Source organism: Aliiroseovarius lamellibrachiae (assembly GCF_018599245.1).
Classification (GTDB): domain Bacteria; phylum Pseudomonadota; class Alphaproteobacteria; order Rhodobacterales; family Rhodobacteraceae; genus Aliiroseovarius; species Aliiroseovarius lamellibrachiae.
Window position 1 is genome coordinate 427117 of record NZ_JAHEVJ010000001.1, and the last position, 26011, is coordinate 453127.

At 57.9% G+C, this 26011-nt stretch carries 23 protein-coding genes and 1 tRNA gene; 16 read left to right on the forward strand and 8 right to left on the reverse strand.

What is annotated here, in order from left to right; translation table 11 throughout:
• Nucleotides 1-144: 144 nt before the first annotated feature.
• The 3 genes from pgeF to lgt are packed head-to-tail and all read right to left on the reverse strand — an operon-like array spanning nt 145 to nt 2901.
• Complete coding sequence (gene pgeF, locus KKW20_RS02185; protein ID WP_214565682.1) at nt 145-903, reverse strand: peptidoglycan editing factor PgeF; 759 nt, start codon at nt 901-903, stop codon at nt 145-147.
• A gap of 4 nt (nt 904-907) precedes the next feature.
• A complete protein-coding gene (locus KKW20_RS02190; RefSeq protein ID WP_214565684.1) occupies nt 908-1990 on the reverse strand; it encodes a class I SAM-dependent methyltransferase in 1083 nt (360 codons plus the stop codon).
• Entirely contained in the window at nt 1987-2901 is a 915-nt protein-coding gene (gene lgt / locus KKW20_RS02195) for a prolipoprotein diacylglyceryl transferase (RefSeq protein ID WP_214565686.1), read from the reverse strand. The genes KKW20_RS02190 and lgt overlap by 4 nt, the downstream gene beginning before the upstream one ends.
• Before the next feature lie 160 nt (nt 2902-3061).
• Here lgt and KKW20_RS02200 point away from each other — a divergent pair, with 160 nt between their 5' ends.
• Both KKW20_RS02200 and KKW20_RS02205 read left to right on the forward strand, forming a co-directional pair.
• Nucleotides 3062-3298, forward strand: a complete 237-nt coding sequence (locus KKW20_RS02200) for an accessory factor UbiK family protein (RefSeq protein WP_214565687.1) — start codon at nt 3062-3064, stop codon at nt 3296-3298.
• A 957-nt stretch (nt 3299-4255) separates the two neighbouring features.
• A complete protein-coding gene (locus KKW20_RS02205) occupies nt 4256-5806 on the forward strand; it encodes an alkaline phosphatase PhoX (RefSeq protein ID WP_214565688.1) in 1551 nt (516 codons plus the stop codon).
• Between the two features lie 203 nt (nt 5807-6009).
• On the opposite strand, the gene KKW20_RS02210 is transcribed toward KKW20_RS02205, so the two are convergent.
• Together KKW20_RS02210 and KKW20_RS02215 are read right to left on the reverse strand one after the other, a co-directional pair.
• Entirely contained in the window at nt 6010-6807 is a 798-nt protein-coding gene (locus tag KKW20_RS02210) for an SseB family protein (protein ID WP_214565689.1), read from the reverse strand.
• The gene (locus KKW20_RS02215; RefSeq protein WP_214565690.1) at nt 6804-7400 is read right to left on the reverse strand and encodes a uracil-DNA glycosylase family protein; all 597 of its coding nucleotides are present in this window, start codon (nt 7398-7400) and stop codon (nt 6804-6806) included. The genes KKW20_RS02210 and KKW20_RS02215 overlap by 4 nt, the downstream gene beginning before the upstream one ends.
• 105 nt (nt 7401-7505) lie before the next feature.
• Here KKW20_RS02215 and KKW20_RS02220 point away from each other — a divergent pair, with 105 nt between their 5' ends.
• The 14 genes from KKW20_RS02220 to KKW20_RS02285 all read left to right on the forward strand — a co-directional run bounded on the left by KKW20_RS02220 (nt 7506) and on the right by KKW20_RS02285 (nt 21748).
• Nucleotides 7506-7856, forward strand: coding sequence for an ArsR/SmtB family transcription factor (locus tag KKW20_RS02220; RefSeq protein WP_214565691.1), 351 nt, complete (start codon nt 7506-7508; stop codon nt 7854-7856).
• A complete protein-coding gene (locus tag KKW20_RS02225; RefSeq protein ID WP_214565692.1) occupies nt 7849-8883 on the forward strand; it encodes a permease in 1035 nt (344 codons plus the stop codon). The genes KKW20_RS02220 and KKW20_RS02225 overlap by 8 nt, the downstream gene beginning before the upstream one ends.
• A 136-nt stretch (nt 8884-9019) precedes the next feature.
• A complete protein-coding gene (locus tag KKW20_RS02230) occupies nt 9020-10339 on the forward strand; it encodes a Na+/H+ antiporter NhaA (protein ID WP_214565694.1) in 1320 nt (439 codons plus the stop codon).
• Nucleotides 10340-10560: 221 nt separating this feature from the next.
• Nucleotides 10561-11220: an ABC transporter ATP-binding protein gene (locus KKW20_RS02235; protein ID WP_214565695.1), complete on the forward strand. Its 660-nt coding sequence runs from the start codon at nt 10561-10563 to the stop codon at nt 11218-11220.
• Nucleotides 11198-12847 carry a KpsE/RkpR family capsule polysaccharide export protein gene (locus KKW20_RS02240; protein WP_214565696.1) on the forward strand — a complete coding sequence of 550 codons (1650 nt, stop codon included), beginning with the start codon at nt 11198-11200 and terminating at the stop codon, nt 12845-12847. Before KKW20_RS02235 ends, KKW20_RS02240 begins: the two co-directional genes overlap by 23 nt.
• Before the next feature lies 1 nt (nt 12848).
• Nucleotides 12849-13682, forward strand: coding sequence for a 3-deoxy-8-phosphooctulonate synthase (gene kdsA, locus KKW20_RS02245; protein ID WP_214566050.1), 834 nt, complete (start codon nt 12849-12851; stop codon nt 13680-13682).
• Between the two features lie 73 nt (nt 13683-13755).
• Nucleotides 13756-15003, forward strand: a complete 1248-nt coding sequence (locus tag KKW20_RS02250) for a mechanosensitive ion channel domain-containing protein (protein WP_214565697.1) — start codon at nt 13756-13758, stop codon at nt 15001-15003.
• A 68-nt stretch (nt 15004-15071) separates the two neighbouring features.
• Nucleotides 15072-15146 (forward strand) — tRNA-Gln (locus tag KKW20_RS02255).
• A 706-nt stretch (nt 15147-15852) separates the two neighbouring features.
• Nucleotides 15853-16113 carry a helix-turn-helix domain-containing protein gene (locus KKW20_RS02260; protein WP_214565698.1) on the forward strand — a complete coding sequence of 87 codons (261 nt, stop codon included), beginning with the start codon at nt 15853-15855 and terminating at the stop codon, nt 16111-16113.
• Nucleotides 16114-16190: 77 nt separating this feature from the next.
• On the forward strand, nt 16191-17912 hold the full coding sequence (locus KKW20_RS02265) for a SulP family inorganic anion transporter (protein WP_214565699.1): 1722 nt from the start codon (nt 16191-16193) through the stop codon (nt 17910-17912).
• Nucleotides 17912-18169, forward strand: coding sequence for a winged helix-turn-helix transcriptional regulator (locus KKW20_RS02270; protein ID WP_214565700.1), 258 nt, complete (start codon nt 17912-17914; stop codon nt 18167-18169). The genes KKW20_RS02265 and KKW20_RS02270 overlap by 1 nt, the downstream gene beginning before the upstream one ends.
• Before the next feature lie 578 nt (nt 18170-18747).
• Complete coding sequence (locus KKW20_RS02275) at nt 18748-19698, forward strand: HlyD family secretion protein (RefSeq protein WP_214565702.1); 951 nt, start codon at nt 18748-18750, stop codon at nt 19696-19698.
• On the forward strand, nt 19695-20618 hold the full coding sequence (locus KKW20_RS02280) for an ABC transporter ATP-binding protein (RefSeq protein WP_214565704.1): 924 nt from the start codon (nt 19695-19697) through the stop codon (nt 20616-20618). The genes KKW20_RS02275 and KKW20_RS02280 overlap by 4 nt, the downstream gene beginning before the upstream one ends.
• Nucleotides 20615-21748, forward strand: coding sequence for an ABC transporter permease (locus tag KKW20_RS02285; protein ID WP_214565706.1), 1134 nt, complete (start codon nt 20615-20617; stop codon nt 21746-21748). Before KKW20_RS02280 ends, KKW20_RS02285 begins: the two co-directional genes overlap by 4 nt.
• A gap of 290 nt (nt 21749-22038) precedes the next feature.
• On the opposite strand, the gene KKW20_RS02290 is transcribed toward KKW20_RS02285, so the two are convergent.
• From KKW20_RS02290 to KKW20_RS02300, 3 genes are all read right to left on the reverse strand, one after another.
• Nucleotides 22039-22617 carry a hemerythrin domain-containing protein gene (locus KKW20_RS02290; protein ID WP_246534394.1) on the reverse strand — a complete coding sequence of 193 codons (579 nt, stop codon included), beginning with the start codon at nt 22615-22617 and terminating at the stop codon, nt 22039-22041.
• 155 nt (nt 22618-22772) lie between these two features.
• Nucleotides 22773-23819 (reverse strand): ACP S-malonyltransferase, encoded by a 1047-nt coding sequence (locus KKW20_RS02295; RefSeq protein ID WP_214565708.1) that lies wholly within the window; start codon nt 23817-23819, stop codon nt 22773-22775.
• The gene (locus KKW20_RS02300) at nt 23816-25999 is read right to left on the reverse strand and encodes a dehydrogenase E1 component subunit alpha/beta (RefSeq protein ID WP_214565710.1); all 2184 of its coding nucleotides are present in this window, start codon (nt 25997-25999) and stop codon (nt 23816-23818) included. The genes KKW20_RS02295 and KKW20_RS02300 overlap by 4 nt, the downstream gene beginning before the upstream one ends.
• Nucleotides 26000-26011 lie beyond the last annotated feature (12 nt).

A 26011-nucleotide genomic window follows, 5' to 3' on the forward strand; every position in this document is an offset into this window, starting at 1 on the left:
GCTCAGCAAAAGATATGAAAACAAGCGGGTTTGTAGGGTTCTGTCACGCAATCCGCCATGAAAGACGGTATTGTTTCCAGCAAATAAGGCGCAAAAAGGGCAATCTATGCCCCCGTTCAGCCCCGTTTGGCGCAGTTTTTGGATCTACAGCCGAATGGTCGAAATCAAACGCCCGTAATCTGATTCCTTGCGGTGACAGGACCGGCGGTAGGAATAAAACCGCGCCTCATCGCCGTAGGTGCAATGCCCCACCCAGTCCGCCTGTCCAACACCGGCCGTGCGCAGGCGATGAAGGCCAAAGCCCGGCAGGTCAAACATCATCCGATCGTCCTGCCCGTTTGCGAAAAATCGGGCGTAATTGGCGTCTTCGCTCAGGAAATCTTCCATGAAGTCCGGGCCAACTTCGTAATTGCGCTGGCTGATACAGGGTCCGATGATGGCGGTGGTTGTGGCGCGCTGCGCACCCAGGGCTTCCATCGCGTCCAACGTTGCCTCAAGCACACCGTCGCGCGCGCCTTTCCATCCCGCATGGGCCGCGCCGATCACGCCGGCTTCACGGTCGGCGAACAGCACGGGCTGGCAATCGGCGGTCAGGATCGCCAGCACCAGCCCCGGCACATTGGTGACCAATGCGTCGGCTTTGGGTTTGTCGCCTCGGGTCGGTGCCTTTACGGTGACCACATCGGCGGAATGCACCTGATACACGCCGCAAAGCGCGTTTGGTTCAGCGTCCATTGCTTTGGCCACGCGGGCGCGGTTGATCTCGACCAATTCCGATTGATCCCGGCTGCCGGACCCGCAATTCAGGCCCGAATACACGCCAGAAGACGCGCCGCCTTTACGGGTGAAGAACCCGTGACGAAGCGGGGCGAGGCTTTCTGATGTCAGCATTTCAAGCATCATGGGATCACCTCTTGGGGTTGGCACGGATCAGGCCGGGAATGTCAGGCGACGTGCGCCCAACCAACCCCAGCACTTTAAAGAGCGTCCCCATTTCATCGGGGTGGGTCAAGCGGCGATGTGCCGCGATGTGGGTGGTAAGCGGCGCTCCGGTCATTTGCGCGGCCAGCGCTTGGGCGCGATCGGTGATGCCCAGACGTTCGAGAAACACGCCCTGTGGGGTCAAAAGCGAATGCGCCAAGGGGGCTGCGAAATGCGCGATGCGTTCAAAATCCACATGTGCGGTCAGATCCGCCGTGCCGGGGGCGGCCATTGCGTCGGTGGCTTTATGTGCGGCCAGCGCTTGGAACGTGTCCCCCAATGAGCGCCAATCGCCATAGTCGATGATCAGGGCGGCCCCGCCGTGGGCATCAATCCGCGTGGCTATTTCTTCGCAGATCGGGGCCAGTGCCGGGCAAAGCTCCACCAGATCGTCGTCTTTTGTGTCATTCAGCCGGTGATCCAGCGCGGCATTGGGCAAGGGCGCGGTCAGGCCCAAGGCAAGCTTGCCCTCCGTCTCGCCCACCTGTCGTTCACACCAAAAATCCCCTTTGCGGACGAATTGGCGGATCGGCAGCGCGTCGAAAAACTCGTTTGCGACCAGAAACAGCGGCTGGTCGGGCAGGGTGGTCACGGTGTCGTGGTGGGTGATGTGCAGGGGGGCAAGGCGGGTGGTTTGCACGCCGCGCAAATGCGGTGAGGCCTCGACCAAATGCACCTCAGCTGCGGTGTGAAACCCCGGCACGCCCCGTGTGGCGCGCAGGATATCCGCCATAAGCGTGCCGCGACCGGGGCCAAGTTCAGCCAAGGTGAAACGCGCAGGCGCGCCTTGGTCCATCCAGGCTTGTGCAAGCGCCAGCCCCAGCATCTCGCCAAACATCTGGCTGATTTCAGGCGCGGTGATGAAATCGCCCGCTGTGCCAAACGGGTCGCGCGTTGCGTAATAACCGTGTTCGGGGTGCATCAGGCAATCGGCCATAAACTCCGCCAATGTGATCGGGCCGGTTTTGGTGATGCGCCGCAACAGAAGATCAGAGAGCGCGCCAGTCATGGGGTTTGATCCCCGGCAGATGCCCCTTTGGGGGTGGACCGAAAGGCCCAGATCAGCGTGAGCGCCCCGATTATTATCATCGGCAGGGTCAGGGTTTGCCCCATCGTCGTCCCGTAATGCCCAACCCGGATCACATGCCCCCAAGGGTTGTCTGGGGTGATGAACTGGGCATCGGCCAGGCGGAAAAACTCTACTGTAAAGCGCGCAAATCCATAGCCCAGAAAGAACAGACCTGTCAGCGCACCGGGGCGTTTCAGCCAACCGGATCTAAACGCAAGATGCAACAGCACAGCGGCCAGCACCGCGCCCTCAAGGGCGGCTTCATAAAGCTGGCTGGGGTGGCGCGCACAGGGGCCGACGATGCCCAGACAGGTTTGCGCCGCCTCGCCGGGGAAAATCACCCCCCACGGCAGGTCGGTTGGGCGGCCCCACAGTTCCGCGTTGATGAAATTCGCAATGCGCACAAGGCCAATGCCGATGGGGGCTGCAATCGCCAGACAATCGGCAACCGAGGCCAAAGGCAGCGCGTGTTTGCGTGAGAAAAGGAAGACCGCGGTGATGACGCCCAGAAAGCCGCCGTGAAACGACATGCCGCCTTGCCAGACCTTCAGGATCTCAACCGGGTTCGACAGGTAATATCCGGGCTGGTAAAACAGCACAAATCCCAGCCTTCCGCCGGCGATAATGCCAATGATGATCCAGGTCGAGAGATCCTCCAGCTGGGTGCGGGTCATCGGGGGCTTGTCCCGCCACAGGGCTGTGCGTTTCAACGCCTGCGCGATGATCCACCAGCCAATCGCAATGCCCACCAGATAGCCAAGCGCATACCAGCGCAGGGCAAAATGAATGGGACCAAGATCAATCGAAAAGATCTCGGGCGTGAGCGCGGGAAAGGGAATGGCCATAAACATGGGGCATTCCTGACAATGCGCGCGGGGGGTGTCAATGGGGGGCGAGGGTCACACGCGGGCGGCGGCGAACTTGTGCGTTGATCTTGTGTCAGCGCGCATTTGCCCCCATATACAGCGCATGAAACGCGGCCAGATTGGCCCAAACCCCAAGGAGAGCCCCATGCAAACGCGCAACAAAATGTTTGATGACCTGTCACAAATCATGACCAACGCGCTGGGCGTGGCCCAAGGGGCAAAAGGCGAGGCGGAAAACGCGATGAAATCCTGGATGGACCGCTGGTTGGCGGACCGCGATTTCGTCACCCGAGAAGAGTTCGACGCCGTGCGCGCCATGGCGCAAAAAGCCCGCGAAGAGAACGAAGCGCTGAAGGCGCGGTTGGATGCGTTGGAGGGGTGAGGCTGAATTAACTAACGTCCAGATTGGATGGTTAAGAAAGCAAAAAAGCGCAAGCTCTTGGCGCTATATCCTTACTGCATCTATTGTGGCGGTGGGGAAAAACCCTCGAGTTGGGATCATATGCCGAACAAAGGGATGTTTCCTAAAGACCGGCCGGGCGGCCTGGCGTTCCCTTGTTGCGACGCATGTAATCAAGGCTCATAATGGTTTGAAGATATTGCCAGTCTAGTCGGTAGCATACGGTTTTCTGAAACCGATACTGCTGGTGATCACTTTGCAAGAAAGCTTCAACATCTCGCAAAGGAACCCCCCGACATTTTTGCTGAAATGCAGCCAAGCTTTTGCCAAAAAAAGCAAGCGCGGAAATACATACCTGATAATAACTACGGGAGCGCCGGTGCCTTTAATGTAGGCGGCCCTCTCGTTTCACAAGCGATGTTGCTATATGGCGCGAAATTGGCATTGGCGCTTCATTGGCAGGAAACCAAATGAATAGCGACCGATGACTTTCGTATTACTGTCAAATGGTATTCGAATGAAACTTTGCTTGATGATGCCATTCCCAAACTATTGTTCGATCTATTGCCTGAAGTGAGGCAACTAAGGCAGGGGAAGAAGCGATCTCAGCATCCGTTTTTTTATTCGAGTAAAGCAACCGCCGACACAGGGGCAACTGCGCATTGGGCGACATTTGGAGATGGCATATGTTACCATTTATTCGTAGGCAGCCATTTGGATATTAGTTTTGTCCCCGATGACGAGCATTTTGTACCGGGAGTGTGTCGGGTAAAGCGGCCCGACTTGGAGAAGCCCTTCGTGAGCTGGCCGGTCGCTCCCACGCGAATTCAGTGACTTTCACACCCCTGTCACACACCCGTCTCTAACCTGTTACACTCCCCCCATAAATGCGGTGCCAAGGGGCGGATGGCCCTGTTTGACACCTGAGGAGTGACCCAAATGAAAAAGACGCTTACATGCCTGTTGGCCGCAACTTCACTTACCCCCGCTGCCCTGTTTGCCGATAGCCTGACCCGTGTGGTGGCTGTGCAAAAGGGCGCCGAAATCACCGGTATTTATGAGCAGGGGTCTGATCTGTTTTTCAACACCCAGCACCCAGACGATGATTTGGGCAACCGCTTTGCCAAGGCCAGCGTTGGCGTCATTGCGAATGTGGACTGGACTGCGGGTGCTTTGGCGGTTCCGACCTCTGACGACGACAAAAAAATCGTGACCTCGACCTTGGGGGAGTATCAGATCCTGATGCAAGAGGGTGATCAGGGCGTTGGCATGATCAAAACCATCTCAGGCGCGGATTTGTTTTCGTCAAATGACCCGGATTTCAACGGTTATATCCCCACTTCTGACACCGAAGGCCTGTTGTTCACCAACTGGGAGAACCGCCCCGGAGGCATGAGCCGCGCCAAATTGGCCCGCGCCGCAGACGGCACCTGGACCGCGTCTGACATTGAAATGCTGGACTTCTCTGCCGTGAAAGGCACTTGGGTCAACTGCTTTGGCACCGTGTCACCGTGGATGACGCCGCTTAGCTCAGAAGAGCTTTACTTCGACAATTCCTCTGATTGGAACAACCCCGGTTATAAATACCACGATGGGCAGCAGGATCTGGCGAAATATCTGGGCACATATCCGAACCCATATGACTATGGTTACATCGTTGAAATCACCGACCCAACCGGTACAGCCACCCCGGTGAAGCATTTCGCCATGGGACGCTTTAGCCATGAGAACTCGGTTGTGATGCCGGACAATAAAACCGTGTATCTGTCAGACGATGGCACCGGTGTTGTGTTCTATAAGTTCGTGGCGGATAAAGCTGGCGATCTGAGCAGCGGGACGCTTTATGCGGCCAAAATTACCCAACGCGATGCGGGCAATGCGGCTCCCTCGGCCACCACTGGTTTTGATGTAAGCTGGGTAGAGCTGGCGCATGGTTCAAATGACGATGTGGCCGCTTGGATCAAAGACTATGACGGCATCACGCCTGACCAGTTTGAAGAGGGCAAAAACAGCTATCTGACCGAAGCGGACATCGCGGATTGGGCGGCGGGCAAAGCTGCTGACAACCGCGTGGCCTTCTTGGAAAGCCGCAAAGCCGCCGCCGCCAAAGGGGCCACCGCGGAATTTCGCAAGATGGAAGGCGTGAACATCAACTATGAAGGTGCGAAAGACGGTTCTGTTCCCTTCATGTATATGGCGATGTCGTCGATCGGCAAAACCATGGCGGATGGCGAAGGCGACGTGCGTCTGGAAGCCAACAAATGTGGTGTCGTTTACGAAATGCCGCTGGAAGCGGATTATGACGTGAAAAGCATGGCGCCGGTGGTGGCCGGTCACGGGTATGACAAAGCCAACAAGCCGAATGCCTGCCCAACGGACAGCATCTCTAACCCAGACAACCTGATTGTACGTAAAGACGGTTCGGTTGTGATCGGTGAAGACACCGGCAAGCACGAAAACAACATGATGTGGATCTGGAAGCGCGGCTAAGCGTTTTCGTCACACTTATGAACTGAAATGGGCGCGGCAATTGTCGCGCCCATCTTTGTTGGGGATCCCTTGCGTTAGGTCATATGTTTTCTGGCCTCCGGCGGGGATATTTCTAACAAGAAAAAAGATCGCGCATTTTTCTTGTCATAAATATCCTGGGGTGAGCGCAAAGCGCGAGGGGCAACGCCCCTGTGCCATAAGGCCTACTTTAGAATAGGCGGCTTCTCTGGATCAGATCCCGGTGCAATGGGCTTAAGGGGCTCGGGCGTCTCTGGCATGGGGAGGTCAAATTTCAGACCATAAGCCACCAGCTTTTGCGCCATGACATCCTCAGACGCAAAGAACCCTACGTCCATTTCGCCCGCTTCCACACCGGAAAAGGTCAGTGCTTCGTTTGCGGCCCCGGCAAGCGCGTTATAGGCCCCCTCGGCTGCGTCGATGAAGCCAAGCACATGGCCTTTGCGACCGTCGGAATAGGTGACACCGGCAAGGCAGGCGCAGCTGGCAAGCCCTGCAGCACTGGCGAGTTTTGCATCTAAAGCGGCGATCAGGGCTTCGGGTGCGCTGGGCGCCTTGATTTCGGTGACCTGCGCCACAACCTCTTCCGGCGCGCCTTCAAGTGTGGCGGCCAGCCAATCGACAGCAGGCGGCGGGATCAGGATGGACGAGGGGGCCACGGAGAGGTTCACGCCAAGTCCGATGTCTTGCCCAGCAAGCATCCGGGCCACAATCCGGCCGGGCAGGGCGGCGTAAGGTGCGGGTTTTCCAACGAACTCCGCCAGCCGTTCTTCGCGGTCAAACACCAGCACATAGGTGTCGTCTTCCAGTTCAAACAGTTCGGGTTCAATCTCGTCATCACTTCCAGCAGCTTCACGGGCCAGCAGCAAGAACAGCTCGCCATCCGCGAGGCGTTCGTAAAACCGCAGGCGCGCCGCGTCATCGTCCAGATTGTTGCTCATCAGCGCGTGGGCCTGATCAAGCTGGGTTTCGGTTGTTGTCATGTCATCACCTCGGCGATCCGGGTTCTGAGGGCGGGCAGCAGCGCATCCTCGAACCAAGGGTTTTTCCTGATCCATCCCGTATTGCGCCACGAGGGATGTGGCAAGGGAAAGACGTGCGGCGCGTGGGCGCGCCAGTGAAAAACCGTCTCGGTCACGCTGGTTTTCACGCCAAGATGCCACTTTTGCGCATATCCGCCGACGATCAGGGTAAGGCGCGGAGAGCCTATGGTGTCGTTCACCTGCGCGGCCCAAGTCTTTGCGCAGATCTTCGGCGGCGGCAGGTCAGATGTTTTTGCGTCATATCCCGGAAAGCAAAAGGCCATCGGGGTTATGGCCACGCGGGTACGGTCATAAAACTGATCCCGGTCAAACCCCATCCAATCACGCAGCCGGTCGCCGGACGGGTCATCAAACGGCACGCCTGATTGGTGCACGCGCATGCCCGGTGCCTGGCCGATGATGCGAATGCGCACGCCGGGTTGAAACCAGACAATCGGCCGGGGGGCATGTGCGGTGTGGGTTGCGGCAAAGCGATCGGCGCAGATCCGGCAGGCGGCAAGCTCGGTCTGAAGGGGGCGCGCTGGGGTGGTCATGGGCAAAACCTAAAGCGCTGGCCCGGAAAGGCAAGAGAGCGAGATATTTCGAGAGATGTGAAAATAAAACTTGCGCCTCTCGGTTATTTCTATATTTCTAGAAATATGAAGCATGAATCACGCCTACAAACCTGCCCCATCCCTGTTGAACTGGCCTCGTCGCAATTTGCGGCCCTTGGGTCCGAGCAACGCCTGACGGTCCTGCGCATCCTGGTGCGCGCTGGGCATGATGGGTTGACCATCGGTGCCCTGGGGGAGCGTTCCGGCGTGACCGGATCGACGTTGACGCACCACATGAAAATTCTGGCCGCCGCAGGGTTGGTCACACAGGAAAAACAGGGCCGATCCATCATTTGCGCCGCTGCGGAATATGATGTGATGCGCGCCTTGTCGGACTATTTGCTTTTGGAATGCTGCGCGGATTGCGGCGAAGAAGAGGGGCTTACCCATGACTGATGCAACACAGACAGCACCACAAAGGTGGAAACCGGATTGGGCGTGGGGGACTATTCTGGCGATCCCGCTGATCCTTGCGGTTTTGGCCCCGGCCGAGATCCGCCCGACGATAATTTTTGCCCTGAAAGCCTTTGCCAATACGTTGCCCTTTATCCTGTTTGCAATCTTTGCGGTGGGATATCTGAAAGCGACCAACGCGGAAACGCTGCTTGCCAAAGCCTTTGAGGGGCGCGAGGGGCGGATGATTGTGCTGGCGGCGCTTGCGGGGGGCATTTCGCCGTTTTGCTCCTGCGAAGTGATTCCGTTCATTGCCGCGATGCTGGCCGTTGGGGCCCCTCTGTCGGCGGTTATGGCGTTTTGGCTTGCCTCGCCTTTGATGGATCCGGCGATGTTTGCGATTACGGCCGGGACATTGGGGGTGGATTTCGCCATCGCCAAAGGCTTGGCCGCGATCGTGATCGGGCTGTTTGGCGGGCTTGTGGTGCGCAGCATGGCGAAAACCGTGGTTTTTGCGGATCCATTGAAGAACTCCCCTGTCAAAAGCTGTTGTGGGTGCAGTGACGAAAATGGGCCGTTTTCTGGTGCAGTGAACTGGAAGTTTTGGCAAGACGCCCCGCGCCGCGCTGAATTCCGCGACACGGTGCTTGAGAATGCGCTGTTCTTGGGCAAATGGCTTTTGCTGGCCTATATGCTGGAAGCGCTGATGCTGAAATTCATCCCAGCCGAATGGGTGGCGCAGGTTTTGGGCGGGGACGGCATCCTGCCGATCATTTTGGGGGCCATTGTTGGCGCTCCTGCCTATCTGAACGGCTATGCCGCTGTGCCGATGGTGGCCGCGCTTTTGGAACAAGGCATGAGCCAAGGGGCCGCGATGTCCTTTGTTATTGCCGGGGGCGTCAGCTGTATCCCTGCCGCCGTTGCGGTCTGGGCTTTGGTCAAACCCCGTGTTTTTGTCGCATACATTGGCCTTGCTGTCGTCGGCGCGGTCCTTGCGGGCATCAGCTGGAATATGGTCACCCTTATGTGACCCAAAAGATGCCCCTGCCCAAGACTGCATTGTCGAATGGCGAAAGGTGCATTATTCGGGTGAAAGGGAATGAAAAACAAACGGGCTGTCCTGATCTCAGGGCGGTCTGATTGTTTGCATAACGATGGGGTGAGCAATGTATCGTGTGTGGAATTTTGTCGCGACTTATTCAGTTTTGCTGATTGGGGGCGCGGTTGTCGCATTAATCTGGGCCAACACGGATGCTGCATCCTATCATCATATTGTAGAATATCCGCTGTGGTTTAACGGCTGGATCGGGGTGGACATCGGCCATTGGGAACACGCTTACGGTGAAGCCGCCCATCACCTTGAATATGGCGATGTAGAGCGGGTCGTTACCTTTCACTATCTGGTCAACGACATGCTGATGGCGCTGTTTTTCGCCATTGCCGGCAAAGAAGTGTGGGAGGCCGTGATCCTGAAAAACGGCAGCCTGCGCGGGAAAAAAGCCGCCACGCCGCTGTTTGCGACCGCGGGCGGAATGCTTGGGCCGATTGTGGTGTATCTTGGCATTGCCATGCTGCTTGGCTCGTCCACCTTTGATGCGGTGGCGCGCGGATGGGCCATTCCCACCGCCACGGATATTGCGTTTAGCTATCTGGTGGGGCGGCTTGTGTTTGGCGCGGGACATCCGGCGGTACGCTTCCTTCTTTTGCTGGCGATTGCTGATGATGCGGCCGGGCTGATCATTCTTGCGATCTTCTATCCTTCGGGCGAATTGGCCCCGCAATGGTTGCTTCTGTCTGTGTTCGCAGCGGCCTCCGCCTTTATTGTTTTCAATTGGTTGCCACGCAAACTGGATGCGGGGGATGAGCTGCGAAAACGTTCGACCTGGGTGCGAAAACACATGGGCTGGTTGCCTTATGCGATCGCCGGATGCCTCAGCTGGTATGGCTTTGCGCGGGCGGGTATTCACCCGGCGCTGGGCCTGTTGCCTGTCATCCCGGCGATCCCACACGCCGACCGCGCGTTTGGCATTTTCTCGGACGCAGAGCGTTATTTGAAAGACACGCTGAACCAGATGGAACACGCGCTTGCGATGCCGGTTGAGGTGGTTCTGTTCTTCTTTGGTTTGCTGAATGCGGGCGTCGTCTTTAACGCGATCTCAGAAGCCACCTGGCTGGTGCTTGCGGGGCTGTTGATCGGCAAACCCGTGGGCATCTTTCTGTTTGGCTGGTTTGCGGCCTATCCAATGCGTCTTGGCTTGCCAGCCGGGATGCGCACGCTTGACTTGATTGTGGTCGGTTGCGTCGCGGCCATCGGCTTTACGGTGTCGCTGTTCGTGGCCTCTGTGGCCTTTCCGGGCAACGCGATACAGGACGCGGCCAAGATGGGCGCCCTCATGAGTTTTGGGGCGGTGTTCATTGCGTTCATTGCGGGTAAATTGTTGCGGGTTGAGAAACAAAATAGCGATTTGCCCCTAGATTCGCACTAATTGTTCGCCCTGCGCGGGGCAATCCCCGCCAAATATACGCAAAAAAATGGTCCAAATCGGTTTGAAAATCGGTTTGGACATTGTGTTTTTATCGGGGACACCGACATAATGATGCCAAAATCATGTCGTATAGGTCCTCGTTAACCAAGCTCGTGTAAGAGCATATAAGGACCAAAGGCGCATAGAGCGCTGAGGCAAAGCAGCAGTGTCGGAGCGTGTGCATGCTCGAATTTGTAAATGTGAGTAAGTCCTTTTGGACCGGAACGCAGCGCAAGGTGATCCTTGAGGGGGCGTCGTTTCAGGTGGAGCTTGGCAACTCGCTGGGCATTCTGGCGCGCAATGGCACCGGAAAAACCACACTTATCAAAATGATGGCGGGGCTGGAAAAACCCGACGAGGGTGAGATCCACCGCAATTGCCGTATCTCCTTTCCGCTGGGGTTCATGGGCGGGGTCGTTGGCAAGCTGTCCGCCAAGGAAAATGCCCGTTATGTGGCGCAGCTTTATGGGCTGGATCCTGATTACATCGAGGCATTTACCCGCTGGCTGTGTGGGCTTGAGGAATATTACGACTATCCCCTGGGCACCTATTCCGCCGGGATGCGGTCGCGGTTCACGTTCTCGCTGCTCCTGGCGCTGGATTTCGATATCTATCTGATCGACGAAGGCATGCCGCAAACCACGGATGCCGAATTTAACCGCAAGGCCGGGGATGTGCTGAACGAACGGCTCAAAAACTCCACCGTCATCATCGTCTCGCATCAGGCGAAAACGATTGAAAAATTCTGTCGCTCCGCCGCTGTTTTGCGCGACGGAAAGCTTTACATGTTTGATACCTTGGAAGAGGCGAAGCAACTATATGACTACGAAACCCAAGGCTAAAAAGTTCCGCATTCGACGCAGTGCCGCATCCGCCATCCAATCCGAGGTGGCCGATGCCCGGCAAGGTCATGCTGCCGACACCCCGCGTCCGAGGCCACAAGCGACCCAACCCCGTAAGCTTAATCCGATGGAAGAGGCCGCCCTTGGCCAACAAGAAGACGGGTTTGCCGATCAGAAATTCGCAACCGCCCGCCCGGACGCCTCTCCCGAGGAAATCGAACAAGAAATCAACGCCATCCGTGACGAAGGGTTGACCGGCCGCCAATTGCGCATGGCCCGCCGCGTTGCGCAAAAACATGGAATTTCCGCCACGTCTGATTTTGACGCAGTGCGCCAGTTGCGCAAAGCAGCGATCGACCCATTCCAACGTGCCGCGATGCTTGATCTGGTGTCGACAGATGGGGCGAAAAAAGACGATAAAGTCCAGCTTCCGCAAACGGTTGAGAAAGCCAAAGTCCCAAGTACGCAGGTGCTGGATACCGCCGATCGTGCCCGCGCCATTATGGATATCCAGATGGATATCGCGCGCCGTCGTCGCAAACGCTTTGTGATGCTGATGGCCCGGCTGGCCTTTTTCGTCTTCTTGCCGACGGTTTTGGCGGGGTTCTATTTTTACACAATGGCCACCCCGATGTATGCCACCAAAACCGAATTTGTCATTCAGCAAGCTGACAGTGGTGGCGGCAAACTGGGTGGTTTATTCGCTGGATCCGGTCTGGCGACCTCACAGGATTCGATCACCGTCCAAAGCTATTTGACCTCGCGTGATGCGATGTTGCGACTGGATCAGGACATTGGGTTTAAACAGGCTTTTAGTGTGGATGAGATTGATTCCATTCAGCGCCTCAGCCCTGACGCCAGCAATGAAAAAGCCTATAAGATATACCAGAAAAACGTCAAAATCGGCTATGATCCCACCGAAGGGATCGTGAAGATGGAGGTGATTGCACCCTCGCCAGCGCTGAGCCAGGAGTTTTCTCAAGCCTTGATTGGATATGCCGAAGAGCGGGTCGACAACCTGTCGCAACGCCTGCGGAATGACCAGATGCAAGGCTCCCGCGAGACGTATGAAGAGGCTGAACAGGATATGCTCGCTGCGCAAAATGAAGTGCTGCGCCTGCAAGAAAAACTCGGCGTGTTTGACGCCACAAGTGACGCCAGCGCCTTGATGTCACAAGTCAATGGTTTTGAAACGCAATTGCAGCAAAAAAAGCTAGCATTACAACAGCTTCTGGACAATTCACGCCCCAATAAAGCCCGTGTGGACGGGGTGCGTGGCGATATTCAGCGCCTGGAAGCTCTAATTGCTGAACTGCGCGCCCGTCTGACGGAAACCGGTGCCCAAGGCTCCTTGGCGTCGGTCAGCGCGCAATTGCGTATCGCCCAAACCAATTTGGAAACCCGTGTGTTGCTGATGCAGCAATCCCTGCAGCAACTGGAAAGCGCGCGTGTCGAGGCCAATAAGCAAACGCGCTATCTGGAACTTGGGGTGCGTCCCGTGGCGCCGGATGAGCCGACCTATCCGCGCAAATTCGAAAATACCTTGCTGTCATTTCTGGTTTTTGCGGGCCTCTATCTGATGATGTCGCTTACGGCCTCGGTGCTGCGTGAACAGGTCAGTGCCTGATATGCGCGAGGTTGCGATCGGCAAGCTGCGCATGGGCAATGATCTGCCGCTGACGATCATTGCCGGCCCGTGCCAGCTCGAAGGTCTCGACCATGCGCTTGAGATTGGATCGGAAATGGCGCGGATCTGTGCGGCACAGGGTCTTGGCTATGTGTTCAAAGCCTCATTTGACAAGGCCAATCGCACCTCGCTGACAGGCGAGCGTGGGCCTGGGCTGCACGAGGGGTTGGGGATGCTTGCCGAATTGCGCGCCAAGCTTGATGTGCCGGTTTTGACGGATGTTCACGCGCCGGAGCAATGTGCCCCGGTGGCAAGGGTTGTTGATATCCTGCAAATTCCGGCCTTTTTGTGCCGCCAGACCGATCTGTTGTTGGCCGCGGCGCAAACTGGCCGGGCTGTGAATGTGAAAAAAGGTCAGTTTCTGGCGCCGTGGGACATGCGCCATGTGGCCGAAAAGCTTTCCGCATCTGGTAATGAAAACATTATCTTAACCGAGAGGGGCACCTCTTTCGGGTATAACGCGCTTGTCACGGATATGCGCGGGCTTCCCACCATGATGCAACAGGGTTTCCCTGTGGTGATGGACGCCACCCATGCGGTGCAAATGCCGGGCGGGCAGGGTGGTTCTTCCGGGGGGCAGCGCGAATTTGCGCCGGTGCTGGCGCGCGCTGCGGTTTCATTGGGAATTGCGGGCGTGTTTCTTGAAACCCACCCCACCCCGGACACGGCCCCGTCGGATGGCCCAAACATGATTGCGCTCAGCGATATGGACGCGCTGATTGCGGATCTTGCTGCGTTTGATGCGTTGGCCAAGACGCGCCCCCTGCGCCTTTAACGCCGCAAAGAAGACCTTTCGCGAACGGATGTCGCCCCTTAAGATGCGCGTGATTTCATCAAGGATATTCGACATGCCTGCTCTCCGTCTGCTTGTTTCCACTGTATTTTTCGCAACTCTGTTGTCGATCAGCTTTATGGCGCCCGTCGTGGCGCAAGATGGGGCGATCAGCACGGAAACCGGGGCGGCCCAAGTCGAATTGGACGCCGCCATCGCCATCAAAATTCGCGATATTCTGACCGAATTACAGGCTTATCAAGATGTAACGGTGACCGTGAACGAGGGTATTGTGACCCTGCGCGGCACCACCCTGGACGCCACTGGTCACGACGATTTGCAACAGCTTGTGCAGCGGGTTGAAGGCGTGATTGCCATTGAAAATCAGGTCGGGGTTTCAACGAATTTAACCGAGCGGCTGAGCCCCGCGATGGAACGCTTCATGGCGCGCCTGACCCAAGTGATTGCCTTTCTGCCGCTTGTTGCGATCGGCGCCGTAGCATTCGTTGTTGTTGCTGGCCTTGGCTTTGGTATCGCCCGGTTGCGGCAACCCTGGGACCGGCTGGCCCCCAATGCATTCATCGCCGATATCTACCGCACGGTTATCCGGATTGCGGCGGTGATTGGGGGTATTGTGGTGGCGCTGGACATCCTTGGGGCGACGGCGCTTTTGTCCACAGTGTTGGGGGCGGCGGGGATTATCGGTTTGGCCCTTGGGTTTGCGGTGCGTGATACGGTCGAAAACTTTATCGCCTCGCTTTTGCTGTCGATCCGCCAACCCTTTCGCCCAAATGATACAATTGAAATCAATGGCGATGTGGGAAAGGTGATCCGCCTGACCTCGCGTGCAACCATTTTGCTCAGCTTTGATGGCAACCATATTCGCATTCCAAACGCGACGGTGTTTAAGAGCCGGATCATCAATTACACCCGCAACCGCGAGCGCCGCTTTGGCTTTGATATTTTTCTGCGCGAGACCACAAACCTGCCACAAGCGTTGGAGGAGGGGCGCGCGCAATTGACCGCGCTTCCCTTTATTCTTGGCACCCCGGCGCCTGCGGCCTGGATTGACCGTGTGACGGAGACAGGGGCGCGGCTTAGCTTTACGGCGTGGATTGATCAACGTGACACGGGGCTGTCGAATGCGCGCGGCGAAGCAATGCGCGTGGTGGTTGCCGCCCTTACTGACAAAGGTGCCACGCCCATTCACGCCCCTGAAACCCCGCAATCCGCCGATGAGGCGGCCTTGGATCAACTGGTTGCGCAGGACCGCGAAGAGAACCGACAAAATGACCTTTTGAATGCGGCCAGCGCGGACGAATAATTTTCGTCATTTTAGGTGATTTTGGGGTTGCACCGCCTCGATGCATTGGACTATTACACGCGCACCGTTGGGGTGTAGCCAAGTGGTAAGGCAACGCTTTTTGGTAGCGTGTACCGTAGGTTCGAATCCTACCACCCCAGCCAGTTTCCTTTAAGATGATCAACAGCGCAAAGGCATGCCCCTGCCCACAGCGACCTGTGTGTCACTGTCGCTCGCCACAGATTTTTTCAGTGTTTGACAGAAATATGTTCAGCAGCGTCATTTTGAGGGTTCACCCAACCAGCCCGCGCATATCCATCGCCATCTTGGACCATGAATGCAGACCTAATCCTGCAGACTATGGAACGTGTTGCTTGGCTGTGGAAACGCGTGTGCCGTGATCAAGGCAACGATCATGCGAAAGCACACTGTCAGAAACCATTCACAATAACGTCCCAATCCTGCGAGAGCAGTCTCTCGTTTCTGGCGTCCTCGGCGCGTTCTGACGGAACCCGGCGATAAGATTGGCAAGCCGTGAGGGGGGATCAGCATGGTCACATTGCCCAGCGGGGGCGATTCGGGTGATCAGCAGGGGCAAGTTTGAACGCCAGAAAATCATGCCAAATCTTGCTGACCCTCTGGTCGCACCGGACCTACCTCCGCGATACATGCTCGCGTTAAACGTCAAGCGCGGGGGCGCAAATCCAATGGCGGCAACGCGGGGTTTGCGGCCATTTGGCATCACAAAGTGATGGTCCGCCCTGCGATATCTTTGGTATCACGCTTTAATGCTCAAACTATCTGAATTGATATTTGACATATCAGTATCCACAAGTTAGATAGCCATTATCCAATTTAGGACATGCATCCATGATCACCGGACCTCAGATGCGCGCAGCGCGCTCCCTTCTCGGTATTGACCAGAAGACTCTCGCCGAATTGGCGGGGCTTTCCGTGCCAACAGTCCAACGCATGGAGGCCAGTTCCGGCAATGTGCGCGGGGTCGTCGACAGCCTGACCAAGGTCGTCGCGGCGTTCGAATTTGCCGGCGTCGAACTCATTGGGGAAGGCACCGCCAGCACGACCGGTGGACGCGGCGTGCGACTGAAGATCCCTCCGTCGAAAAACTAACCCCTTAACCCGCGACGGCGACCGCCGACGTCATGCCGACGATCCCGCCGCCCCCTTTTCCAAAGGTGCGGCCACAGATGACAGACCAAACGACCAGACAGAGCGACGCCCCGAGCTTCGCCGAACTTTTCACCCCGAAACTCGTCACCGTCCTGCGTGAAGGCTATGGTTTGGCGCAGCTTCGGACAGACGCCGTCGCCGGGCTGACCGTCGCCATCGTGGCATTGCCGCTGTCGATGGCCATTGCCATTGCATCCGGTGCAACCCCGGCCCAGGGGCTTTACACCGCCATCGTCGGGGGCTTTCTCGTTTCGCTCCTCGGCGGATCACGCTTTCAGATTGGCGGACCGGCCGGGGCCTTCATCGTCCTTGTCGCGGCGACGGTCGCGCAGCACGGGATGGAGGGGTTGATCCTGGCTACGTTTCTCTCTGGGGTGATGCTGACGGTTGTTGGCTTTCTACGTCTGGGCACCTTCATCAAATTCATCCCGTTCCCGGTGACCGTCGGTTTCACCGCCGGGATCGCGGTCATCATTTTCGCCAGTCAGGTGAAAGAACTGCTGGGCCTGACGTTGGAGCATGAACCAGGCGCGTTACTGGAGAAAATCCCGACGCTCTGGGCGGCACGGGGCAGCCTGACGCCCGAGGCATTGGCTGTTTCCCTGGCAACCGTTGCGATTATCCTTGGACTGCGCCGCTGGCGTCCGCATTGGCCGGGGATGCTGATTGGTGTTGGCCTTGCCGCCGCTGCGACTGGCGTGCTGAACCTGCCGGTGCAGACCATCGGTACGAAGTTTGGCGGAATCCCATCGTCGCTTCCATCCCCGCACCTGCCGCCCCTTTCGACAGCGGCAATCCTTGCGGTGCTGCCTGCCGCAGTGTCCTTTACACTGCTGGGTGCAATCGAGTCGCTGTTGTCCGCGGTCGTTGCCGACGGCATGACCGGTCGCCGCCACCGCTCGAATTGTGAACTGGTGGCGCAGGGCGCGGCCAATATCGGGTCGTCGTTGTTCGGGGGATTCTGTGTGACCGGCACCATCGCCCGGACCGCCACCAACATTCGGGCCGGTGGGCATGGGCCGGTGGCTGGTCTTTTGCACGCATTTTTCATTCTGCTGTTCATGCTCGTCGCGGCGCCGCTTGCCTCCTATATCCCACTTGCGGCGCTTGCCGGGGTTTTGGCTGTTGTGGCGTGGAATATGATCGAGAAACCGGCCATTGCGATCCTCGTCCGCTCTGGCTGGGGGGAGGCCACCGTGCTGGGCGCCACCTTTTTTCTCACCATCTTCCGTGACCTGACAGAGGCCATCGTCGTCGGCCTTGCGCTTGGTTCTGTTTTGTTCATTCACCGTATGAGCCAGACAACGGAGGTCGCGGCCGACAGCGCCTTTGTTGGGCAAGACGAAGCCGACATGGCCAATCCGCGCGGCGAGTACCATGAGGAGCGGGCTGCGAACCCGGACGTCGTCATCTATCGGATCACTGGCGCGCTGTTTTTCGGCGCGACGGCCTCGATTGGATCGGTCCTTGACCGCATTCATGACACGCACAAGGCGCTGATTGTGGACTTCTCAGCCGTGCCATTCCTCGATTCAACCGGCGCCAACATGATTGAGGGCCTCGCGCATAAGGCGCAAAAGCAGGGTGTCGCACTTTGGCTGACCGGCGCCACCCGCGATATCCAACGGGTGTTGGTGACGCACGGCCTGAAACGTCCGCTGGTCCAATATGCCGCCACGGTGGACGCATCGCTAACACATGTGCGCGGTGGCACACAGAGCGATCAGGAGACCAACTGATGCTTCGAATGGTGAGGCATAATGGGCGCGCGACGTGTCGCCGCAACAGCTCGGCGGAAGCGCGGCGGCGGTATGTTTTTGACGCATTGAAACGTCCGCGGACGCAGGCGGAACTGCGCGACGCATTGGGCATGAGCAACAGCGGGATGCTGCACCTTCTGCGTCGGATGGAGCGTGACGGGTTGGTGCGGCCTGCTGAACGCGTGAGTTGCACCCGAATATGGGAGCGGGCGATCAAACCGGCGGCGGGTCCGTGACCAAACTGGGCGAATGGAACATATACGGCAACTGAGGCGATTAGGGGATGTTCAACAGTCGATATTTTGGGCGCGCGCGTCCCAATGCCCAACGCCCAATTCCGGTGCCCAATTTCGCGAAAGCGGCTGAGCGGAACAAGCGCCCAAACCTCCAATAACGCGAAGGGGGGCTGTCACCATGTGACGCTGTAAAAAGGTCTCAGGACATGTCGGGATTTGTTCATGATTACAATGTCCTTGATTAAATCTGCTGATTGATTGACAGTTCGCTCATGCTGGAAAAGCCCAGGGAACGAAGTACAAATAACAGTCTGATCAGCGCCGGAGCGCTGGTGTTTGGGCTGGATGGTTTTAAGGGGACGCCCCACCCGAGTGCATGTTGGCCATGTCAAACACAACAGCGCCGCACTCACCGATCATTTGTCAAACAACGATGGTTTGTGCGAGGGCTGAAGGACGGGATGGCGTGCGGTTCACGCCCCAACGCATGACCTGGGACGAGGCCGGCCCACGCGAGACGCAACAGAACTCCGACCTCATTGTCGCAGACAGTCGTGACGCAGTCGAAAGGCAGAAGAATGAGCTTTCTTTGTAGTATCCCATTTGTCGCAAGCCTGTTTGCGTCCTGCGCGCCGCCAGCGCCTTTTGCTACCGGCTATGTCGAAGGCAACTTCACGCTTGTCGCACCCGTCGCCATTTCCCAGATCGCCAAAGTTCCGGTCGCGCGCGGCGATCGTCTGGCGGCCGGGGCGGTGCTTGTCGAAATGGAAAGAGATGACGCGGAAATCTCTTTGGCACAAGCCGAAGCACAACTGGCGCAGGCCCAAAGCAATCTCGCTGATTTAGGCGAAGGCAAACGCCCCGAAGAAATTGGTGTGATCGAGGCCAATCTATCCTCAGCCAAGGCGCAAGCGGCCGAAGCAGAGCGGACGCGAGACCGGATGGTCAGCCTTGCGGCGCGCGGAGCGATCTCGCAAGCCCAACGCGATGACGCCGCCACCGCCGCTGAAACCGCCACTGCCGCGGTCGCGAAGTTGGAAGCCGAGCTTGCCGTCGCCCGACTGCCCGCCCGACCGGAGACCATCGCGGCAGCCGAAGCCGCCGTGCGCGGGGCCGAAGCCGCGCGTGATCTTGCCCAATGGGCGCTGGAACAACGAACGCTGACACTGGCCGAACCGGTCACGGTGTTCGACGTCATCCGCACAGATGGCGAAATCGCCGGCCCGTCGGCACCGGTTTTGTCGGTGTTGGGCGAAGGCGCGGTTCTTCTTCGGCTTTATGTGCCCGAAACGTCGTTTTCCCAGATTGCGCTGGGCGATGATTTGCAGGTCAGATGTGACGGCTGCCCAGACAACATCACGGCCAAGATCACGTATCTCGCCGACGAAACGGAATTCACGCCACCCGTCATTTATTCCCTCGAAAACCGTCAAACGCTTGTCTATTTGATCGAGGCGCGGCCCGATGATGCCCATGCGCTGAAACCCGGCCAGATTGTTGACGTTTCCCTGAGCCCCGTTCAGCGATGAGCGCCCTTGCCATTTCAGTTCAGGGTCTGACCAAGCGTTACGGGGACAAAACCGTGGTCGATGCCGTGTCGATGGATGTTTCAGAGGGCGAGATCATGGGGTTTCTGGGGCCAAATGGATCCGGCAAAACCACCACCATCCGGCTCATGTGCGGGTTGTTAGAACCAGACGCTGGTGAAGGGCGGGTGCTTGGCCACGACATCCGCAGGGACCGCGGGGCGATCAAGCGCAACGTCGGCTATATGACACAGCGGTTTTCATTCTACGAGGATCTGACAATAGCAGAAAACCTCAATTTCGTTGCGGGTGTCTATGGGATGGAACAGCCACGGCAGGCGGTTCGCGACACACTCGAAGATCTGGGACTGATCTCGCGCAAGGACCAACTGGCCGGATCTCTGTCAGGTGGGTGGAAGCAGCGGCTTGCCCTTGCGGCCTGTGTCATGCACCGGCCCAAATTATTGATTCTGGATGAACCGACGGCAGGCGTCGATCCAAAGGCCCGGCGTGACTTTTGGGATGAAATCCACAGGTTGGCCGTCGACGGGCTGACGGTTTTGGTGTCGACACATTACATGGACGAAGCGGAACGGTGCCACCGCATAAGCTATATTTCCTATGGCCGGCTGGTGGCCCAGGGCACCACTGAACAGGTGGTTCGCGATGCCGGGCTGACGACGCTGGTGCTGAGCGGCGAACACATCAATGACGCAGCGGAGGCTTTGCGCGATGCACCGGGCGTGGAGCAAATTGCGCCGTTCGGGGCGTCGCTGCATGTGGTTGGGCGGCACAAGCAAACCTTGATGACGTCGGTCAATCGGGTGGCACAAAGCACCGGGGTGACGGTTACCCCGACCGAAACAAGCCTGGAAGACGTCTTTATCCAGCTCATGGGCCAGTCCAAGGATAACATGCTATGAGCCGACACTTTTCATTCCGCCGCCTTTGGGCCCTTTTGGGTAAGGAATCGATTCAGATGCGCCGCGACCGGCTGACATTCGCGATGGCGCTGGGGATCCCATTGCTACAGCTGATGCTGTTCGGTTTTGCAATCAACACTGATCCAAAGGAATTGCCCGCGGCCCTTGTTGCCCCCACACAAGATCGGTTCACCCGCGCAATGGTGACCTCGTTGGAATTGACGGGCTACTACCGGTTCATCGCACCAAATGCGACGGCCGAGGAAGCTGAAGCGATGATTTCGCGCGGCGACGTTTTGTTTGTGGTCACCGTGCCGTCCGATTTCGGACGCCGCGTTCAGCGCAATGAATTGGCGACGATCCTGATCGAGGCGGATGCGACCGACCCCTCTGCGGCATCCGGTGCCATGTCGACCTTGGGGACGGTTGCAAGCGAAGCGCTTCAACGCGAAGCGGGCAACACTTCAGACAGCAGTGCGGGGCACAACAACATCTCGATCGTCACGCACCGCCGCTACAATCCCGAAGGGATCACCCAATACAATATCGTGCCCGGCCTTCTGGGCGTGATCCTGCAACTGACGATGGTAATGATGACAGCAATGGCGCTGACCCGCGAGATTGAGCGCGGGACAATGGAAAACCTGTTGTCGATGCCCGCCACCCCGATTGAGATCATGCTGGGCAAGGTTATGCCCTACTTGGCTGTTGGTGGGGTGCAGGTGATTGTTGTGCTGGGCGCGGCCAAGGCGGTCTTCGGGATCCCATTTGTCGGCAGCCTGAGCGTGATCCTTGCCGGAATTTTCGTGTTTGTGCTGTCCCTCGTCATCCTCGGTTATCTTATTTCCACAGTGGCACGAACACAGATGCAGGCCATGCAGATGACGTTTTTCTTCTTCCTGCCGTCACTGCTTCTGTCTGGGTTCATGTTCCCTTACCGCGGAATGCCGGTCTGGGCGCAGTATCTGGGCGAGATCTTTCCACTGACGCATTTCCTGCGTCTGATCCGCTCCGTCATGCTCAAGGGCGCGGATGCCGCGACGGTTGCCGACTCGTTTCTTGCTCTTGGTGGCTTTGTCTTGCTGCTTGCGCTGTTTTCCCTTTTGAGGTTCCGTAAGACGTTGGATTGACGAAAGATACGCGGGTTTCCCGAAAAAACAATGCAGATCAAAGCAAAGCCCATGTGCTTGCGCGTGCCCTGAACCGGTGCTTTGCTCTTTCCGGTGTCACACTGTTTCGGCCTCGAAGGCCCCGATCCTGCCGGACCACCGCGACAGGGGCAAATGAGAATGGCGTTGACTGGCGCGGCATCCCTCCAAAAAAACGGCCCTTTTTTATTGCGGAATTGACCATCGTCAGATCGTCGCCGATGCCCCCGTTTTCGGTGCGGGTCCGGCACTTTGTCCAGACCCGCGTTGAGTTATCCGCGCAAGCGATGATGCAGGATGATCGGCACCGCCAGATCCTCTTCATCGCCAAGATGGCGGGCAAGAAAGGCGTTGATCGCCTTTGCCTCAGTATGAAGCCCACCCACCTCAGCGCGCACAGCGGCCGGGTCAAGCTGGATCAACTGAATGGTCCGGTTGGCCGCGCGGGTGAACCGATCCAGCACCGCGTCCAAATCTGCGTGGTCCTGCTCCAGGATCTCAAGCCCCGCCTCGAACCGAGGGTCGGCTGCGCAGAGTTCCGGAAAATAGCTGTGATCTTCCCAGCCATGATGCCCATGCAAATTTCGGACCAAAGCATCGCCGTAATAGGACAGATGCGCGGCAAATGTGTCATCTGACCGGCCCTTGTCCAAATAGGTTTCTGCCTCGCGCTGCACCAGCTCGCCCAATTGGCGAAACATCTGATGGGCGCCAAGCCAGTGGCGGGTGTTCTCATGAAACCCCGGATGTGCCTGCCAGCTGTCGCGCGGATAATCCTGCAACAAAACACGCATGGCTTCCGGCATCGGGGTCGAACGCGTTGTGGTTTGCGGGTGTGTCATATCAGTCATGGTCTTTTCCTTTCCCACCTCAGATGGGGAAGGACAGCGGAACTTCACCTGTGCATCTGCGCACAACAGACCCGCGATTATGTCGGGGCTTGACACCGTGGGGCGCGTTTTGCCCCATAGTTATTTGCAAATACGCACATTGGATGAGGAAAGCTTTACCCCGTGACCCATTTGCGCTGATCCTCGATTCCCATCGAGGCGATCCGCGGCTGGCTGTTCTGGGCCGCTTTAAAGTCGGATTTCGACCCCATCCCGCGCCAGTTTGCCGCCAAAAGGCTTTGCGCCACGGCCCCACCCAAGGTGCTGCCCGGACCAAGCACAATAAACACATCTGGCATGAACTCGCGCGCGGCAACCCGTAATGCGCTCGCAAAATCATAGGGTTCAGTGACCTGATGGCCCAAGGTATAGCCGCGTAACCCAGCAGGATCCGTTGATTTTGGCGACCAAATGGCACCGCGCCCGTCGATCATGGACAGCTTCGGCCCGGCAAACAGATCTTGCCCAAGCCGCGCTTGCCCCGCTGCGGCAACCGGGGTCTGAAGCGTTGTGTGAAACGCCGCGTGACCGGGCAGGCGCATCGGGTATCGGGACTGAACCACGGGCATCTCCGCCTCAAACGCGGCCAACCCTTTTTCATTGCCAGCCAGAACCAACATGCCACCCAGATCAATTGAAAGCGCCAGATGGTGATCGGCGCGGGCGTTGATCTCGGCGATTTTGCCCGCAATCCCGGCGCGCGCACCGGGGATTTCCCGCCAATCGTCATCAACAAAGGGGTAAATCAGCTGCCCGCCAATCATATGTTCGTGCATCAGCGTGCCCATGGTGTTGACCACCTCAAGCCCGCCCATCGCATCCAGCGCCCCCGCGCACGCCAGCGCGATATACCAGCCCATCGAGTTGCCGGTGACCGCAAGAATATCGAAACGAGCCCGGTCAATGGCCAGAAAATCCGCGTAAGCACAGGCGTGGATCAACCCGCTGGCATTGTCGCCGCGCGTGTGGATTGCCCCGGAAAAGCGCTCGGCCCCGTCGAGTGCGGACAGGGCCTCTTGTCCCATGCCCTGCCGAAATGCGTCAAACCGCGCCATCAACGCGCGTTGGTCCGGGTGATGACGGGCGAAATACCCCAGTTCGTCCCGGTTATAGGTGCCGCGCCCTGGGGCGACGACCACGGCAGTTTGCTTACGATCTGTCATGATGCGCTCCACAGTTTTCTGGCGGCGTTTGCGATGGACGTTCGCGACGGCATGGTGGCGGCATAGGCCGGGCCGGTGGCGATAAAGCTGTCCTCCGCGGCAATGCGCGCGTGGGGCAGGGTGGTCTTTTCCGCAAGCAATGCCATCAAAGCCTCAGACTGACTTCCGGTGCTGCGACATTCATCCACAATCAAGATTTTCTCTGACCCTTCAAGGGTTTGCAGAGTTCCCTCGGCAGGCAAAGGCGCGAGCCAACGCATGTCAATTATGCGGGTTTCAATGCCCTCATCCGCCAGATCCAACGCGGCTTGCGTCGACAAATAGCGCCCATTGCCATAGGTCAGGATCGCCAAGGGGCCATCGCCATGCACGCCCACCTCACCCAATCCAATCCGTCGGTCAGGGGCAGGATACGTCGCCATCCAGCCGCCGTCTTTCTCATCCATCAAATCGCGCATCGGATAAAGCGCGATGGGTTCCACCATCACCACCACACGCGCCTCTTCTCGCGCCAAGCGCACGCATTCGCGCATCATCATCGCCGCCTCATCCCCGCGTGAAGGGCAGGCAATAATCAGCCCCGGAATGTCACGCAAAACGGCCAAGGAGTTGTCATTGTGGAAATGTCCGCCAAACCCCTTTTGATAGCCCAGCCCGGCGATGCGCAACACCATCGGGTTGGTAAATTGCCCGTTTGAGAAGAACGGCAGGGTCGCCGCCTCGCCGCGCAATTGATCCTCGGCGTTGTGCAAATAGGCCAGAAACTGGATCTCGGGCATTGGGATAAACCCGTTATGTGCCATGCCAATCGCCAGCCCCAAAATGCTCTGCTCGTCCAACAGCGTGTCGATCATCCGGTCGGGGCCAAAGCGATCCACCAGCTTTTGGGTTACGCCATAAACGCCGCCTTTGCGCCCCACATCTTCGCCCATCATCGCGATCTCGCCATGTTCCAGCATCAGATCGGTCAGCGCCCAATTCAACAGGCGAGACATCGGTTGAGGGTTGTCCATCTGTTTGATATCGCTACCGAAAACCTCTTCGCGCGCTTTGGGTGACGGCCCGTTTGTGGGCGTGCAACTGCGCTTGGGCGGAACAATCGATGCCATTACATCGCCTGCAGTTTTCAACCGAGGTCGCGTGATCACTTCCTCTGCCACGCGGGTGCATTGATCCTCAGCCTGTTGATAAATCGCCAAAACCTCATCCGCCGTCAGCGCCCCATGCTGGATCAAAAGCCGCGCGGAATGCAGCAAAGGATCATCCGCTTCCCAGCCCTCAAAGATGTCTTTCGTCAGATAGCTCTGCTGCATGTCTGACCCCGCATGGCCGTAAAGTCGCACCAAATTCAGATGCAAAAAGGCGGGTTTCTTGCGGCTGCGCACATAGTCCGCCGCCTCGCGCGCGACGCGGTAGCTGTCATAAAGGTCCAGCCCATTGGCCGTGAAGTATTTCAACCCCGGTTTCTGGGCGTAATTGGCCGCCACCCAGCCCCCCGGCGTGCGGGTGGAAATGCCAATCCCGTTGTCCTCACAGACAAACAAAAGCGGCAGGGGTACCGATTGATAAGACGTCCAGCAGGCGGTGTTAATCGCCCCTTGCGCGGTCGAGTGGTTCGAGGACGCGTCGCCAAAGGAACACATCACAATCCCATCGTCAGGGATCTGCTTATGCGCGCATATGTGCCGCTTTCCAAGCCCGATGGAATAGGCCGCCCCAACCGCTTTGGGCAGGTGGCTCGCAATGGTCGATGTTTGTGGCGGGATCGAAAGTGCCTTTGAACCCAACACCTTATGACGACCACCCGAAATGGGATCCTCGCTGGATGTCGCAAAGCTCAACAGCATATCCCAGGCGGGTGTGGTGCCGGGAACCTGCGCGGATCGCATCGTCTGAAACGCCCCATCGCGGTAGTGTAAAAACGCCATGTCACTGGGGCGAAGGGCCGCCGCCACCGCCGCCATGCCTTCGTGACCAGAGGATCCAATGGTGTAATACCCTTCGCCCGCCGCCTGCATTTTGCGCGAACGGCGATCAAGGTTGCGGCTTAAACATTGCGCGCGAAAAATCGCCACAGCCTCGGTTGCCGTCAAAGGTCCAGAGGTGGGTGCGCCGGGTGGGAAATCCCCGGCGGCGACCCGTGTGCGAAAGGCGTTGTCAACTATATCTGCGCGATCCATTGGCCGCTCCTT

Excerpts from the sequence above, each read along its gene's own strand:
- KKW20_RS02250 (WP_214565697.1), top strand. The coding sequence starts at position 13,756 with ATGCCTGCTCTCCGTCTGCTTGTTTCCACTGTATTTTTCGCAACTCTG.
- KKW20_RS02240 (WP_214565696.1), top strand. The coding sequence starts at position 11,198 with ATGACTACGAAACCCAAGGCTAAAAAGTTCCGCATTCGACGCAGTGCC.
- KKW20_RS02230 (WP_214565694.1), top strand. The coding sequence starts at position 9,020 with ATGTATCGTGTGTGGAATTTTGTCGCGACTTATTCAGTTTTGCTGATT.
- KKW20_RS02210 (WP_214565689.1), bottom strand. The coding sequence starts at position 6,807 with ATGACAACAACCGAAACCCAGCTTGATCAGGCCCACGCGCTGATGAGC.
- KKW20_RS02270 (WP_214565700.1), top strand. The coding sequence starts at position 17,912 with ATGCTTCGAATGGTGAGGCATAATGGGCGCGCGACGTGTCGCCGCAAC.
- pgeF (WP_214565682.1), bottom strand. The coding sequence starts at position 903 with ATGATGCTTGAAATGCTGACATCAGAAAGCCTCGCCCCGCTTCGTCAC.
- KKW20_RS02290 (WP_246534394.1), bottom strand. The coding sequence starts at position 22,617 with ATGACTGATATGACACACCCGCAAACCACAACGCGTTCGACCCCGATG.
- kdsA (WP_214566050.1), top strand. The coding sequence starts at position 12,849 with ATGCGCGAGGTTGCGATCGGCAAGCTGCGCATGGGCAATGATCTGCCG.
- KKW20_RS02280 (WP_214565704.1), top strand. The coding sequence starts at position 19,695 with ATGAGCGCCCTTGCCATTTCAGTTCAGGGTCTGACCAAGCGTTACGGG.
- lgt (WP_214565686.1), bottom strand. The coding sequence starts at position 2,901 with ATGTTTATGGCCATTCCCTTTCCCGCGCTCACGCCCGAGATCTTTTCG.
- KKW20_RS02260 (WP_214565698.1), top strand. The coding sequence starts at position 15,853 with ATGATCACCGGACCTCAGATGCGCGCAGCGCGCTCCCTTCTCGGTATT.
- KKW20_RS02285 (WP_214565706.1), top strand. The coding sequence starts at position 20,615 with ATGAGCCGACACTTTTCATTCCGCCGCCTTTGGGCCCTTTTGGGTAAG.
- KKW20_RS02190 (WP_214565684.1), bottom strand. The coding sequence starts at position 1,990 with ATGACTGGCGCGCTCTCTGATCTTCTGTTGCGGCGCATCACCAAAACC.
- KKW20_RS02300 (WP_214565710.1), bottom strand. The coding sequence starts at position 25,999 with ATGGATCGCGCAGATATAGTTGACAACGCCTTTCGCACACGGGTCGCC.
- KKW20_RS02205 (WP_214565688.1), top strand. The coding sequence starts at position 4,256 with ATGAAAAAGACGCTTACATGCCTGTTGGCCGCAACTTCACTTACCCCC.
- KKW20_RS02215 (WP_214565690.1), bottom strand. The coding sequence starts at position 7,400 with ATGACCACCCCAGCGCGCCCCCTTCAGACCGAGCTTGCCGCCTGCCGG.
- KKW20_RS02235 (WP_214565695.1), top strand. The coding sequence starts at position 10,561 with ATGCTCGAATTTGTAAATGTGAGTAAGTCCTTTTGGACCGGAACGCAG.
- KKW20_RS02220 (WP_214565691.1), top strand. The coding sequence starts at position 7,506 with ATGAAGCATGAATCACGCCTACAAACCTGCCCCATCCCTGTTGAACTG.
- KKW20_RS02265 (WP_214565699.1), top strand. The coding sequence starts at position 16,191 with ATGACAGACCAAACGACCAGACAGAGCGACGCCCCGAGCTTCGCCGAA.
- KKW20_RS02295 (WP_214565708.1), bottom strand. The coding sequence starts at position 23,819 with ATGACAGATCGTAAGCAAACTGCCGTGGTCGTCGCCCCAGGGCGCGGC.
- KKW20_RS02275 (WP_214565702.1), top strand. The coding sequence starts at position 18,748 with ATGAGCTTTCTTTGTAGTATCCCATTTGTCGCAAGCCTGTTTGCGTCC.
- KKW20_RS02200 (WP_214565687.1), top strand. The coding sequence starts at position 3,062 with ATGCAAACGCGCAACAAAATGTTTGATGACCTGTCACAAATCATGACC.
- KKW20_RS02225 (WP_214565692.1), top strand. The coding sequence starts at position 7,849 with ATGACTGATGCAACACAGACAGCACCACAAAGGTGGAAACCGGATTGG.